The following is a 13095-nucleotide window of genomic DNA, read 5'->3' on the forward strand; positions in this document are numbered from 1 at the left end:
ACGTCAACTGTCCCGGCCAACCGATGGCTCCACCAGCTCTCCCCAACGCGTCACACCGCCGGCAGCCCCGACTTCTTCAGGGGCAAGTAGCTAGTACGCGTGCGCGAGATCGATGACGACGAGGGCAGACGACGGCTGCGGATCATCCGGCGCGGCACGGGGTCGGTAGTGGACCTGGCGGCGGGCCCAGATGGTGCTGCTGTCCGCGCAGGGCATGACCGTGGCGAAGATCGCCGAGGTGACGTTCACCAGCGCGGACCGGGTCCGGGACGTGATCCACAACTTCAACGCCGACGGCTTCGAGTCCCTCTACCCGAAGTACAAAGGCGGCCGACCGAAGACCTTCGATCCGGGCCGCCTGTGTGATGCGATGGAGGTTCTTGGCTACCCATGGAGTGAGGTTGGCCGCCTCGTGTGGGAACCAATCCCGCATATTGGCGACAGGCGTCAGCCAATGTGCGCGTGCCTCTTCAGTGTCCGCGGGTTCCTCGGCGTCCACGATGGACGGTTCGGGTTCGGGGGCTCGTGCGGGGGGCTCGTCTCGGTGGAGGAGGTTGTCGGCGTCGAATTCGGCGAAGGAGGCTGAGAAGGCGCGGCCGAGTTGGGTCCAGTCGAGCGCGGGCTCCGCATCGGTGATCGTCACGAAGCGGAACGATAGCTTCCACCACTGGCATCGGTGGTTTTAGGTGGATGAGTCACTGGCCGGGCCCGGGCGCTGCGCGTACGCAACGAGCCCGAGACGGGTCCCGTGTCAGGGCTGCCGTTCAGCAGCCGCAATGTGCTGGCCTGCTTCGAGGAGGGCGCCCGCAGGTTCGGCTGGGCGGACCGGGATCCGCGCCCCGGCCTGCGCCGTGAGGGGCGCTGGCTGCTCGGGACCGGAACGGCGGCGGCCACCTACCCCTCCGGAGCCGGCCACGCGGCCTGGGCCGTGAATTCGTCCTGGCCGCCGCGCAGCAGCAGCCCCGCGGTGGCGAACGCCGGGTCGTCGGCCTGTGCGGCGACGTACGGGATCGCAGCGCATCCCGGCCGCGTGTGCAGCGGCGGCGCCTGGGGCGTGGTCCTCCAGGACCACGCAGCCGGCCGCGGACAGTCCCAGGCGGCGCGCCGCCTCCAGGAAGACGTCCGGCGCGGGCTTGCCGTGCGCGACCTCGTCGGCCGAGACGGTATCCCGGGACTGGGCAGATGCTCGCCGGCATCGTCACCAAGTGGCTGCCGGACGACCGGGCCGACGTGCACCGTCGTGCCGTGATCTCTTCGGGGGCGGTGAGCCGGTTGTGATGGAGCTCAAGCCTGGGGCGAAGCCGCTTGTCAGCCCTCCCGGATGAAGCCCTCCCGCACCAGCCAGTCCTTTGCCACCTCGTGCGGGTCCTCCCCGTCCACGTCCACCCGCGCGTTCAGCCGCTGGGCCTCCGCCCCCGTCAGCCGCTTGGTGATCGGGGCGAGGACGTCGGCGATGGCGGGGTACTTTCTCATCGTGGCGCTGTTCATCTCGGGTGCCGCGTTGTAGTTGGGGAAGAAGTGCCGGTCATCCTCCAGCACCTTCAGCTCGAGTTCCGGAATGCGGCCGTCGGTGGTGGCCGCCACGCCGAGGGTGCAGGCCGCGCCCTTGGCGACCTGGGTGTAGACGACGCCGTCGTCCATCTTTTTGAAGTTCCCGCGCCGGAGGGCGAATCCGTACGTCTTCGCCACGCCCGGCAGGCCGTCCTCGCGCACCGAGAACTCGCTTCCGCCGCAGATCGTCGCCGCGCCCGGGTCCTCCTTCGTCAGACGTGCCACGTCGGAGAGGGTGCGCAGCCGGTACTTCTGCGCATTCGCCCGGTTCGCGACCAGCGCGTAGGTGTTGTTGAGCGCGGCGGCGGGCAGCCAGGTGATGCCGTTGCGGCGGTCCTCGTCGCGTACGGCCTCCCACTGCTCGTACGGGTCGACGACCGGCTTGGTGTGACCGAGGTAGGTGATCCAGGCCGTGCCCGTGTACTCGTACATCCCGTCCGCCGCACCGGACTTGACCGCCTCGCGGGCACCGATCGAGCCCTGGATGTTCGTCCGGTCCAGGACTTCCGCGCCGGCCGCTTTGAAGGCCAGCCCCATGATGTGGCCCAGGATGATCTGCTCGGTGAACTCCTTGGAGGTCACGGTCAGTTGGGCGCCCTCCAGCGGTCGCCCCTTCCCGATGGAGCCGGGCTGCACCGAGTCGGCCAGCGGGCTGCCGCTGGTCAGTCCGCAGCCGCTCAGCCCTGCGGCGGCGAGCAGCAGGGCGCCCGCGCCCGCGACGGCCGTCCGTACCCGGGTCAGGCGCATCAGTCCACCTCCAGGCCGCGTGGGCGCAGCAGCAACTCGACGAGCATCCCCAGCCAGTCCACGATCAGCGCCATGGCGACCGTCAGTACGGAGCCGAGCACCAGCACCGGCATGCGCTGGTTGGTGATGCCGGAGGAGATCAGGTCCCCGAGTCCTCCTCCGCCGCCGAAGGTGGCCAGCGTCGCGGTGCCGACGTTCAGCACGAGCGCGGTCCGTACGCCCGCCAGGATCAGCGGTACGGCCAGGGGCAGTTCGACCCGGAACAGAACCAGCAGCGGCGACATCCCGATGCCGCGCGCCGCCTCCACGAGTGCCGGGTCGGTGGCCCTCAGTCCGGCCACGGTGTTGCTCAGCACCGGCAGCACCGCGAATGCCACGATGCCGACCAAGGCGGCTCGTTGGCCGATGCCGAGCCAGATCACCAGCAGCGCCAGCAGGCCAAGGGCCGGGGTCGCCTGGCCGATGTTGGCCGCCGCGACGAACGGCGGGGCGGCCCGGCGCAGGACCCCGCGCGTCAGCGCGATGCCCAGCGGGATCGCGATGATGAGCACGAAGAAGGTCGAGATCGCGACGAGTTCGGTCTGCTGGAGGAGTGCGGTGCGCACGGCGCCGTCTGCGAGGGCGTTCCTGGCGATCGAGTCCAGCTCGGTGGTGCGGAGATACAGCGCGGTGGCGCCGAGGACGACCGCGACGAAGGCCGGCAGCGTCACCAGCTTCTGCCAGGTGATACGGGGCGGGACCCGATCCAGTGCGGCGAGCCGGGTCACGGGCTCGTCATGCCCTGGCCCTGGAGCCGGCCCCGAGGACCCGTAACCGGCCTCGGGAGCGGCTCCACCACCGGCCCCGACACCGACCTCGCTCCGGCTCACGCGGGCTCACCCCGGCCGGTCGGCCGAGCCTCCTCGGCTCCCCGCTCGCCCCGCGCCCCGTGCATCGCGTTCAGCAGTGTCGACATGTCCACCACGCCGGCGTACGCGCCGTCCTGTCCCGTGACCGCGACGCGGCCCGCACCGTCGGCCAGCAGCGCCTCCAGCGCGTCCCGCAGCGTCATGTCCACCCCGATTCGGCTCCGTACGGGGGTGCCCGCCGACAACGGCAGCGGCTCTCCGGCGGGTTGCGCACTCCGGGCGCGCGTCAGGTCCTCGCGTCGCAGCCAGGAGTGCGGGCGCCGCTCCCGGTCCAGTAGCAGCAGGTGGTCGGCGGAGGCGGAGCCCGCGTCCAGCAGGTGCAGGGCGGTCTCGAGCGGGTCGTCGACGGTGGCGGTCGGGACGTCGCCGAGCTCCACCTCCCGTACGCGCTTGAGGTGCAGCCGCTTCACCCCGGCTCCCGCGCCCACGAAACCGGCGACGAAGTCGTCCGCCGGACTGGCCAGGATCGCTTCCGGAGTGTCGAACTGGGCGATCTGCGACCGGTCGCGCAGCACCGCGATCCGGTCGCCGACCTTGATGGCCTCGTCGAAGTCGTGCGTGACGAAGACGATCGTCTTGCGTAACTCGCGCTGCAACCGGATGAGTTGGTCCTGCAGGCGCTCGCGGGTGATGGGGTCGACGGCCCCGAACGGCTCGTCCATCAGCAGCACGGGCGGGTCGGCCGCCAGCGCCCGCGCCACCCCGACCCGCTGCTGCTGGCCGCCGGAGAGCCGGCGCGGATAGCGGCCGCGGAACTCCCCGGGATCCAGCCCGACCAGTTCGAGCATCTCCTCGACCCGGTCCCGCACCTTCGCGCGGGGCCAGCCGGCCATCTTCGGTACGAGCGCGATGTTCTCGGCGACGGTCATGTGCGGGAAGAGGCCCGTGGCCTGGATGGCGTAGCCGATGGTGCGGCGGAGCGCCACGGGGTTGATGCCGGTGACGTCCTCGCCGCCGATGGTGATCCGTCCCGAGGTCGGCTCGATCAGCCGGTTGATCATCTTGAGGGTGGTGCTCTTGCCGCAGCCCGAGGGCCCCACAAGGATCACGGTTTCGCCGGCCGCGACGTCCAGGGTCACGTCCTCCACGGCCGGGGCTCGGCTGTCCGGATAGCGCTTGGTGAGGTTGTCCAGCCGGATACTCGCGCCGGCGGCGGCCGGCCGGTCGGGCCCGGCGGATCGGGCGGACCCGCCGGGGCCTGCGGCGCCGGACGTCGGGGAGGTCGGTTCGACGATTTCGGCAGAGTCAGCCACGGATCCCCCGTGAGATGGTGAGCCGTCCGATCAGCACGTACCCGGCGTCGAACAGCAGGGCCAGGACGACGATTCCGAGCGTCCCCGACAGTACTTCGTTGAGCGCGTTCGCACTGCCCAGGCTGGAGATCCCACGGAAGATCTGGTTGCCGAGCCCGGGCCCCGAGGCGAAGGCCGCGATCGCCGCGATGCCCATCAGCATCTGGGTCGACACCCGGACACCGGTGAGGATCGGCGGCCAGGCGAGGGGCAGTTCGACCCTGAGCAGCTGGGCGAACCGTGACATCCCCATGCCCTTGGCGGCCTCGACGAGGGCCGGGTCGACTCCGCGCAACCCGACGACCGCGTTACGGACCACGGGCAGCAGTCCGTACAGCGTCAGCGCGATGACGGTCGGCGCGACGCCGAGGCCGACGACCGGGACGAGCAGGCCGAGGAGAGCCAGGGAGGGGACGGTGAGGATGCTTGCGGTCGTGGTGATCGCCAGGTTTCCCGCCCACTCGGTGCGGTACGTGAGGACGCCGATCAAGACCCCGAGCACCGTGGCGACGACCATGCACTGGAAGACGGCGCTGGCATGCTGATAGGCGTCCACCAGCAGCTGCTGGTAGCGGGTGCCCAGGTACTCCCAGAAGCTCACTTCTCGGTCCCTCCCTCAAGGCCGGTCCTCCAGCGGTCAGCGGTCCATACGGCGCCTGCCGCGACGCCTGGCGCACCAGTGGAGTAATCCGGAGCGGCACCGGATTTCTCCAGCGTGATCGCCGTCGAGGCCCGCACGATGCCATCGAATCCCACCATCCGGTCGATCACGCGCTGCAGTCGGCATTCGAGCGTCCCACCAAACGGCACAGCATGTCACCACCCCGCCAGCGGCGAGGAGTACTTGGGCCGCGCCCGACGGGAGCCGCATCACCGGCTCAGCAAACTCGCACTGCTCGCCAACCGCTGACCCACCCGGGCATCCGACACGACTCTCCCCGGTGGTGGGGGAGTAAGAGCAGCTGTGGGGATTTTCAGGGCTCTGTGCGCAGTTCAGTGAATTCAAAGGGGGCGGCGACGCCGAAGGTGGGGGACGGTTCGGAGCGGGCCAGGGTGCTGGGGCAGGCACCGCCGCTGCTCCATTCATTGCCACGCAGAGAGCGTGAGTCGGTGATGGGCTCGGACTACCTGCCATGGCCGTCTTGGGGGTTGTGCGCGGAAGGTTGATTCACCGCTTGCGGTTGGGCTGAGTTGGGGGGAGGCGCGGCGGCTGGGCGGGAGCGGGTGGTTGGGCGGACAGCCGCGCTTCGGAGCGTGTAGTGGCGGGCACGTGGCGGGTTCCTTGACCTTCGGCGAGTTCGAAGGTGACGTCCTGCAGCAGCCCTACGGGCGTGTAAGGGGAGAACTGCAGGGACCAGGCGGCCTGGTGGAAGACGTTGCCGCCCCAGATCACCCAGGTCGGGAGGGTACTGCCGCGTGTGTGGGCGGCGAAGGCGTCGAACTGGACGCCGGCGGCCTCCTCGTTGGGCGGGCTCCAGTTGATCCAACGACCGACCGTCTGCTTCCAGCCGGCGTCTGTGAGGGGGCTTGTGGCGTGGGCGATGGTCGGTTCGCTCACGCTGTCGCTCAGGTCAATACCGCGGGCGGAGTCGGAAGCCAGGGTATCGAGGAGGGCGTGCAGTATCGCGACGGGCGTGCTGGCTGTGGCGGTGGCATGCCAGAGACGCTCGCCGACAGGTGATGCGTAGGCGGCAATGGTCCAGTTGGTGTCGCGAGGACCGGCTTCGTGGACGAACTCGGCACGCAGGGTGAGTGATTCGTGGTTGGCGATCGTGGTGTTGTCGTCCCAGGTGCGGTACTTCTCCCACGCTCCCTGAGATTCGAGGAAGCTGTTCAGCAGTGACTCGTGGTCGCCGGGGTCGGCGGCGTACACGGGGACGACTTCCCGCTCCGGCTGTGTGGGCTGGAGCGGTGCGTCGGGTGTGGTGGTCAACGTGGCTCCTGTGGTTGCGGCGGCGAGGTGCGGGCGGCGCGACGCTCGATGTCGGTTTCCGGTGTGGGACCGGACGGACGGCGTCGGCGTGGAGGCGCTCGAATTCGGCCAGGGCATCGCCGGGAGTGTCGTAAATGAGGGAGACCTGTCGCAGGTCTCGCAGCGCCGGTGGATGGTGAGGCGGCCCGAGACGATGTCATCGTGGATCTTCTGGGCCTTGGCTGAAACCTCGCGAATCTCGTCGCGGTTCAGCCAGTGCATGGCGTAGTTGGCCCAGGTCCACTCAGTGTCGATGTCTTCCTGCAGGCCGGGGTCGACGTCGACGGTGACGCCCTCCTGGCGCAGCGCGGGCGGCCTGGTCGGCGTAGTAGGGCTCCTCGTGATTGATGCGGGCCAGGATCATCGCTTGCTCGCCGGTCGGGCGGAAGCCGTTGATGCTCAGCAGTGCGCGTGCGCTGTACGTGCCGGAGCCGGTGATCGTGGGCGGCGTCGAGATGCTCGGTGTGCCGGGCGAGGTGGACGTGGGCGTCGGTGGCGGGGTGGGGCAGGGGTGCTCGATTCGCGGGCCCGGCCGGCGAGGTGCCAGCCGGACCGGCGGTGGGGTGGTTATCGGGTGGCTCGGGCCGCCGTGGCGGGAGCGGCGGCCCGAGGAAGGGGTCCGGCGCGGGAGCTAACCGGTGTGCGGGGCGCACGGGGTCTGGCCGTCGAAGGTGGTTGGGGTGCGGTGCGCTGCCAGCGGGCCCGCAGGGCGGTGAGGTCGGCCAGCGCGCGGCGGCTGCCGGTGATCAGTTGGTGCGGGGTGTTGGCCGGGTCGTCGGTGAACGTCTCGATCCGCCCGGCGACGGCGTGTGCCTGGCGGAGCAGGGCACGGTGGAGGATGCGCTCGCCCCAGTGCTCGGGTGAGCCGACCGGCGTGGAGACGAGAGCCATCAGGTCGGCCGGTGCGACGTCTGTGGTGAGCAGCCCTCGGTGCTGCGCCTCCCACAGCACGGTGATTGCATCGACCGGATCGCCGCGGTGCGCGAGGGAGGTCAGGCACAGGAACAGCTGGCCGTGCAGGGGCAGGGCGAAGTCGTCGGCCTCCAGCCACCGCATTGTCTTCAGTTCGTTCGGGTGGGCGGTCGCCGACGCCAGCAGCAGCCGCTCCTCGTCCAGGGCCTCCTCGTCCGTGTCCCGGGGTGGCGGCGGAAGCAGCGGGGTGCGGGGCAGGGAGCCGGGGTGCGGGGCGAACTGGCCGGCCAGGTCTTCCAGATACCGGGTCAGCGTGTCGACCTGCGCGATGACGGCGACGGCCGGGTTCGGCAGGGTGGCGTCGGCGGCCGTCTGAGCGAGGCTCTCGGCGTGCATGCGCAGCATCCGGCGGGCGTGATCGGCCCGGATCATCCGCGCATACGTGGCGGCGTGCTGGGGCCAGGGACAGACCTGGATCAGGGTGTGCAGGTAGGAGGCGTTCAGGCCGGGGGCCTCGGGCCGTGCCGCGTCGAGGACGGTGTTCAGCCAGGCCGGGTCCTTGATGTGCAGTTCGGGGTCGGGCGCCGGCCCGGTGCGCATCGCGGCGAACAGGGCGCCGTGGGCAGGGTTGCCGAAGTGGCCGGGCTCGAGGGTGGTGATGGTCTCCAGCCGGTGCGGGTCGAGGAGGAGCGCGCCGAGCAGGGCCTGCTCGGCGTAGTGCACCGGCTGCAGGGGCGGGGCGTCGTCCAGGTCGACGTCCTCATACGACTCGGGGGTGCGGGGCATCAGGCCGCCAGGGTGAAGTCGTCGGGTCCGAGGGCCTTGCCGAGGTGCGGGGCCAGCAGATGGGCGGCCAAGCGGGGCGGGACCGCGTTGCCGATCTGGGAGAACTGCTGGCCCGTGTTGCCCGGCCCACGGATAGTCGGCGGGGAAGGTCTGCAGCAGGCCGGCCTCAGCCGCGGTGATCCGGATCGACTCCGGCGCCGGACTCTCCTCCTGGGGCTCTCCGTCCGCGGGTTCGACGACCCAGACGCACTCGTTGGCGCGGTGGCCGAAGAACAGCGTCCCGGCCGGCTCCTCGATGGAACGGACGGTGGCGTTGACCTGGTTGTTGCTGCGCAGCGACCAGGACCAGCGGTGGGCCTCGGCTGTGAACGTGGGGGCGGGGCCGTCGGCTTGGCGGTTTTCGCGGGTACCGTGCCGCTCGGCCCAACCAGATCCCTCGCGGCGGGACTTGAGGACGACGTCCGGGCAGGGCGGGTGCTGCTTCCAGGTGCCGCGGTCGCGGGCGTCGGTCAGCGCCTTGCGGGAGCCGGAGGGGAAGGGTTCGGGGCCTCCGCCGGGCCCGCCGCCGGCGCACACGGTGGGAACGGGGCGGTCTGTGGCACCCCAGCCGAGGGCCTCGGCCATGGACATCCACCGCTCGCGGCCCGGCCCGAACAGCGTCTCGGGCTCGGCGGCCCTGGCGTGCGTGGGAGGGGGAGGTTCGGCGGTGCGGTTGCGGGAGGCGATGAGGATCGCCCGCCGTCTCGTGTGGGGGACGCCGTAGTCGGCCGCGTTCAGGATCCCGGCCCATACCGAGAAGCCCCAGCGACGCAGGATCGCGGCGTACTGGCGCCAGAGCGGCAGGACGTCGGGGACTTCCTCTACCGCGGCCCGGACACCGGCTCCACTGGTCGCACTGGCGCCGACGCCATCAAGCCGTCGCCCGCCACTGCCACTACCAACGCCGCACGCACCCCGATCGGGTGGGTCACGAACCACCACCGCCCTGATACAGCGTCAGCCCACTAGACTCGAAACAGGCACGCTGACCAGGACAAATGGAGAAACGCAACTGGAGTACTAGACCTGACCCAGTTCGCGCAGACGGCGACGATCCCCGCCTAACGGGTTCCTCTTGGCTGTGTGGCAGGGCGAGCGACACGATGGCGACGACGACCAAAACCCGGCGATCGAGGCCCTGCTCGCAGAGGACCTGGCCACCGACGAGGCGAGCCGTGTTCTGCCTTACGTGAACGGCAGCCGCATCGCCTGCCGAGTTCCTCCTACGGCGTGTTCGGTGCCTTGCCGGCCAGGTAGACGGTGTTGGTCGAGGTGCCGCCTTGCAGGGGGTTGTCGAAGTCGACGACATGGGCCGCTGCTCGTACGAAGACTTCGGTGAGTGCGGAGGTGAACCGGTCGTCAGGCGGGTCGTTGGACCACAGGGCGAACACCCCGTCGGGGTGGAGGTGAGCGGCGAGAGCGCGGAGCCCGGCGGGCTGGTAGAGCGCCGCGTGGCGCGGGTGGAGCACATGGCGCGGTGAGTGGTCGACGTCCAGCAGGATGGCGTGGAAGCGACGGCCCGGCTCCTCGGGGTCCAGACCGCGGGGGTCGGCGGCCAGCGCGAAGAAGTCGCCGTGGACCAGGCGGCAGCGGTCGTCCGACGTGAGCCGGGCTCCGAGGGGCACCAGGTGCCGTTGGTGCCAGTCGATGACTTCGGCGAGGGCGTCGATCACGGTCAGCGAGCGCACCCGGGGGTCGTCCAGGGCAGTCTGGGCGGTGTAGCCGAGTCCGAGTCCGCCGACGGCTACGTCCAGTTCGGTGTCCGGCAGTTTCGCCAGGGCGAGTTCGGCGAGCGCGATCTCGCCGGTGGTGAAGAGGCTGGACATCAGGAACTCGTCGCCGAGTTTCACCTCGTACACGTCGTCTCCCGAGACCGGGTGGCGGCGTCGGCGCAGACTGATCTCGCCGATCGGTGTCGGTTGCCAGTCGATCTCCTCCAAGCGCAGGCTCATCCGTTCACCTTTCTGACGTTCGTGGATGCACGGGGGCTGTTGCTGGCGTGGCGACGCATGCTCCGCCCCGGTGTGGGAGCGGGGAGTTGGGGCGGCGGCCCGGTCAGGCGTCGATGATGACGGGGATGATCAGCGGCCTGCGGCGGTGGGCGCGGAAGGCCCAGTTGGCCACGGCGCGGGCGATGAGTTGTTCGAGCTGGTGGGCGTCGCCGACGCCTTCCTGGGCGGCGGTGGCCAGCGTTTTCTCGATGACGGGGATGACCGGCTCGAAGGTGGTGTCGTCGTGGACGAAGCCGCGAGCCAGGAAGTCGGGGGCCTCGGCCAGCCCGCCGGTGTCGGCGTCGACGATGGCCACGACCGTGATGACGCCCTCCTGGGCGAGGGTGACCCGGTCCTTGAGGGACGCTTCGGTGGCGCCGCCGACTTCCATGCCGTCCACGTAGACGTTGCCCGCGGGCACTTTGCCGGTGATGGAGGCGCGGCCGTCGACGAGGTCGACGACGACACCGTCCTCGGCGATGACGACCCGGTCGGGGTCGACACCGGTGCGGATGGCGAGGTCGGCGTTGGCCCGCAGGTGACGGAACTCGCCGTGCACGGGCATGACGTTGCGGGGTCGGACGATGTTGTAGCAGTAGACGAGTTCGCCGGCGCTGGCGTGGCCGGAGACGTGCACCTTTGCGTTGCCCTTGTGGACGACGTTGGCGCCCCACCGGGTCAGGCCGTTGATCACCCGGTAGATGGCGTTCTCGTTGCCGGGGATGAGGGAACTGGCGAGCAGGACGGTGTCGCCCTTGCCGACGCGGATCGCGTGGTCGCGGTTGGCCATCCGGGACAGGGCGGCCATCGGTTCGCCCTGGGATCCGGTGCACACCAGGGTGATCTGGTGGTCGGGGAGCTTCTCCAACTCCTTGGCGTTCACGACCAGGTTGGGCGGGACCTTGAGGTAGCCCAGGTCGCGGGCGATGCCCATGTTGCGGACCATGGAGCGGCCCACGAAGGCCACCTTGCGGCCGTGCTGGTGGGCGGCGTCCAGGACTTGCTGGATGCGGTGCACGTGGCTGGCGAAGCTGGAGACGATGACCCGCCGCGGTGCGGTGCGCATCACCTGTTCGATCGCGGGGTTCAGTTCGCGTTCGGAGGTGGTAAAGCCGGGGACCTCGGCATTGGTGGAGTCGGTGAGGAACAGGTCCACGCCCTCCTCGCCGAGGCGGGCGAAGGCGCGCAGATCGGTGATGCGGTCGTCCAGGGGGAACTGGTCCATCTTGAAGTCACCGGTGTGCAGCACCATCCCGGCTCCGGTGCGCAGGGCCACCGCGAGGCCGTCCGGGATGGAGTGGTTGACGGCTACGAACTCGCAGTCGAAGGGGCCGAAGCCGCGCCGGTCGCCCTCGCGCACGCGCACCGTGCGGGGCCTGATCCCGTGCTCCTTGAGCTTGGCCTCGATGAAGGCGAGGGTGAGCTTGGAGCCGACGACGGGGATGTCCGCCCGCTCCCGCAGCAGATAGGGCACGCCGCCGATGTGGTCTTCGTGGCCGTGCGTGAGGACGACGGCGACGATGTCGTCGAGGCGGTCCCGGATGGAGGTGAAGTCGGGCAGGATCACGTCCACGCCGGGCTGGTTCTCCTCCGGGAACAGCACACCGCAGTCCACGATCAGCAGCTTGCCGGCATGCTCGAAGACGGTCATGTTCCGGCCGATTTCGCCCAGGCCGCCCAGGGCGGTGACCCTCAGTCCTCCGTCAGGCAGCGGCGGGGCGGCTTTGAGTTCTGGGTGCGGATGGCTCATACCCTCACGTTATCGAAGAGTGTGCCGTGCTGATCCACTGCCTGCACGGTGGATGCGACGCGCGGTGCGCTGCCGGGTGCCTCGGTCATGGCCGGGGGAGAGACAGGGAGCGGTGAAGGTGGTAGCCCCCGCCGCCGGTGGGCCGCACCCCGGGTGTGCTGGAGAAGATCTCGTGCCCCTTGTCGTGATGACCGGCCTCGGCGGCTTCCTGGTGCGCCTCGACGCTGGTCCACTCGGTGTACAGCAGGACGCGGCTGCCGTCGGCGCCGTGCAGGAAGTGGGCCGAGATCGCGCCGGGGTGGCCGCCTTCCGCCCAGTTCCCAGGGAGCGTTCAGCAGAGCCTTCTCCGTCGTCTCCAAATCTGAGCTGACCGCGTCCGGCGCCTGCCCGATGCGCTTCATCAGTTCGCCGCGCTTACGGAAGAACTCCTCGTCCTCGCCGCGCAGGCGACCGATCGCCGCTTTCACGCAGGCCGGCCATCTCGGCATGCCGAAGTGGTCGTCATGGGTTCCGAGCTGAGGGGTGGCCAGGAAGATCAGGAAGTCGTCGTGAGGCAGCTGTTTTTCGAAGTGCATCAGTGTGTCGATACGCCTCTTGACGTGCTTCTTGATCTCGCCCAGGAACCCCCAGCCGAAGTCCGTCAACGTCCCGTCGCATCCCGGCCAGATTGCCTCGCGGTCCAAGATCAGATCTACGAGCTCCAGCAGGCGGAAGGTTCAGTGCTTCCCAAGGCGTCGAAGGCTTGTCGGGTCAGCCATGTGTTGCGGGCGAACATCGCACCGTCGTGCAGGTTGCGCCGCTTGCCTGGCGGAGAAGCGTGCGCGTCCTCGATCGGGCCGCTGCGCCACACGAACAGCACGATCCCGTGGGCGGCTGCCCAGCGGAGTCCCTCCGGGGCCTGGAAGACGCCCATCTCTTCGAGTTTCTGCCGCCCCCACGCCAGTCTTTCCCGCAGTTCTTCGCCCGTCACGACGCGATGTCCTTCACCCTCCGCGAGGAGGGAGTTGTAGGGGGTGGTCCAACGCCGCGCTTCGCACTAGTGAAGTGAACGTCTAGTAGTGCTTCGTGAGGTCTGCCGATCTTGGCTGGTCGGGGGCATGGTGAAGGTATGAGGCTTGGGGAGGTGGAACGGCTCCGGGGTGAGTTA

The 13095-nt window shown here is 69.8% G+C and carries 9 protein-coding genes and 5 pseudogenes; 2 read left to right on the forward strand and 12 right to left on the reverse strand.

Translation table 11 applies throughout. The annotated features are described in order from the left end of the window. Window positions 1-99 precede the first annotated feature (99 nt). Window positions 100-346, forward strand: a pseudogene (locus ACFYWY_RS37445) (transposase); the annotation flags it as partial. Window positions 347-712: 366 nt separating this feature from the next. Next, a pseudogene (locus tag ACFYWY_RS37450) lies at window positions 713-937 on the forward strand (xanthine dehydrogenase family protein molybdopterin-binding subunit); the annotation flags it as partial. Here the strand turns inward: ACFYWY_RS37450 and ACFYWY_RS37455 are convergent. The 12 genes and pseudogenes from ACFYWY_RS37455 to ACFYWY_RS37510 all read right to left on the reverse strand — a co-directional run. Then, window positions 895-1180, reverse strand: a pseudogene (locus ACFYWY_RS37455) (HAD-IA family hydrolase); the annotation flags it as partial. The pseudogenes ACFYWY_RS37450 and ACFYWY_RS37455 overlap by 43 nt on opposite strands. A gap of 128 nt (window positions 1181-1308) precedes the next feature. Next, the gene (locus ACFYWY_RS37460; RefSeq protein WP_389195753.1) at window positions 1309-2298 is read right to left on the reverse strand and encodes a glycine betaine ABC transporter substrate-binding protein; all 990 of its coding nucleotides are present in this window, start codon (window positions 2296-2298) and stop codon (window positions 1309-1311) included. After that, entirely contained in the window at window positions 2298-3065 is a 768-nt protein-coding gene (locus ACFYWY_RS37465) for an ABC transporter permease (protein WP_307666114.1), read from the reverse strand. The genes ACFYWY_RS37460 and ACFYWY_RS37465 overlap by 1 nt, the downstream gene beginning before the upstream one ends. Before the next feature lie 98 nt (window positions 3066-3163). Further along, window positions 3164-4459 (reverse strand): ABC transporter ATP-binding protein, encoded by a 1296-nt coding sequence (locus tag ACFYWY_RS37470; RefSeq protein WP_389195757.1) that lies wholly within the window; start codon window positions 4457-4459, stop codon window positions 3164-3166. Continuing rightward, complete coding sequence (locus ACFYWY_RS37475; protein ID WP_108154090.1) at window positions 4452-5099, reverse strand: ABC transporter permease; 648 nt, start codon at window positions 5097-5099, stop codon at window positions 4452-4454. Before ACFYWY_RS37475 ends, ACFYWY_RS37470 begins: the two co-directional genes overlap by 8 nt. Window positions 5100-5157: 58 nt before the next feature. Then, window positions 5158-5319: pseudogene (locus ACFYWY_RS37480) on the reverse strand (Lrp/AsnC family transcriptional regulator); the annotation flags it as partial. A 347-nt stretch (window positions 5320-5666) separates the two neighbouring features. Then, window positions 5667-6431 (reverse strand): DUF317 domain-containing protein, encoded by a 765-nt coding sequence (locus tag ACFYWY_RS37485; protein WP_389195761.1) that lies wholly within the window; start codon window positions 6429-6431, stop codon window positions 5667-5669. Between the two features lie 606 nt (window positions 6432-7037). Further along, a complete protein-coding gene (locus ACFYWY_RS37490) occupies window positions 7038-8168 on the reverse strand; it encodes a DnaB-like helicase N-terminal domain-containing protein (protein WP_389195764.1) in 1131 nt (376 codons plus the stop codon). Then, window positions 8168-9035 (reverse strand): annotated as a pseudogene (locus ACFYWY_RS37495) (DNA cytosine methyltransferase); the annotation flags it as partial. The gene ACFYWY_RS37490 and the pseudogene ACFYWY_RS37495, both read right to left, overlap by 1 nt. Before the next feature lie 395 nt (window positions 9036-9430). After that, entirely contained in the window at window positions 9431-10159 is a 729-nt protein-coding gene (locus ACFYWY_RS37500) for a spermidine synthase (protein ID WP_389195767.1), read from the reverse strand. Window positions 10160-10262: 103 nt separating this feature from the next. Beyond that, window positions 10263-11948, reverse strand: coding sequence for a ribonuclease J (locus ACFYWY_RS37505; RefSeq protein ID WP_215097441.1), 1686 nt, complete (start codon window positions 11946-11948; stop codon window positions 10263-10265). Between the two features lie 691 nt (window positions 11949-12639). After that, the gene (locus ACFYWY_RS37510; RefSeq protein WP_389195770.1) at window positions 12640-12918 is read right to left on the reverse strand and encodes a hypothetical protein; all 279 of its coding nucleotides are present in this window, start codon (window positions 12916-12918) and stop codon (window positions 12640-12642) included. Window positions 12919-13095 lie beyond the last annotated feature (177 nt).

It is taken from the genome of Streptomyces sp. NPDC002870, assembly GCF_042888505.1.
Taxonomy (GTDB): domain Bacteria; phylum Actinomycetota; class Actinomycetes; order Streptomycetales; family Streptomycetaceae; genus Streptomyces.

Excerpts from the sequence above, each read along its gene's own strand:
- ACFYWY_RS37460 (WP_389195753.1), bottom strand. The coding sequence starts at position 2,298 with ATGCGCCTGACCCGGGTACGGACGGCCGTCGCGGGCGCGGGCGCCCTG.
- ACFYWY_RS37490 (WP_389195764.1), bottom strand. The coding sequence starts at position 8,168 with ATGCCCCGCACCCCCGAGTCGTATGAGGACGTCGACCTGGACGACGCC.
- ACFYWY_RS37505 (WP_215097441.1), bottom strand. The coding sequence starts at position 11,948 with ATGAGCCATCCGCACCCAGAACTCAAAGCCGCCCCGCCGCTGCCTGAC.
- ACFYWY_RS37500 (WP_389195767.1), bottom strand. The coding sequence starts at position 10,159 with ATGAGCCTGCGCTTGGAGGAGATCGACTGGCAACCGACACCGATCGGC.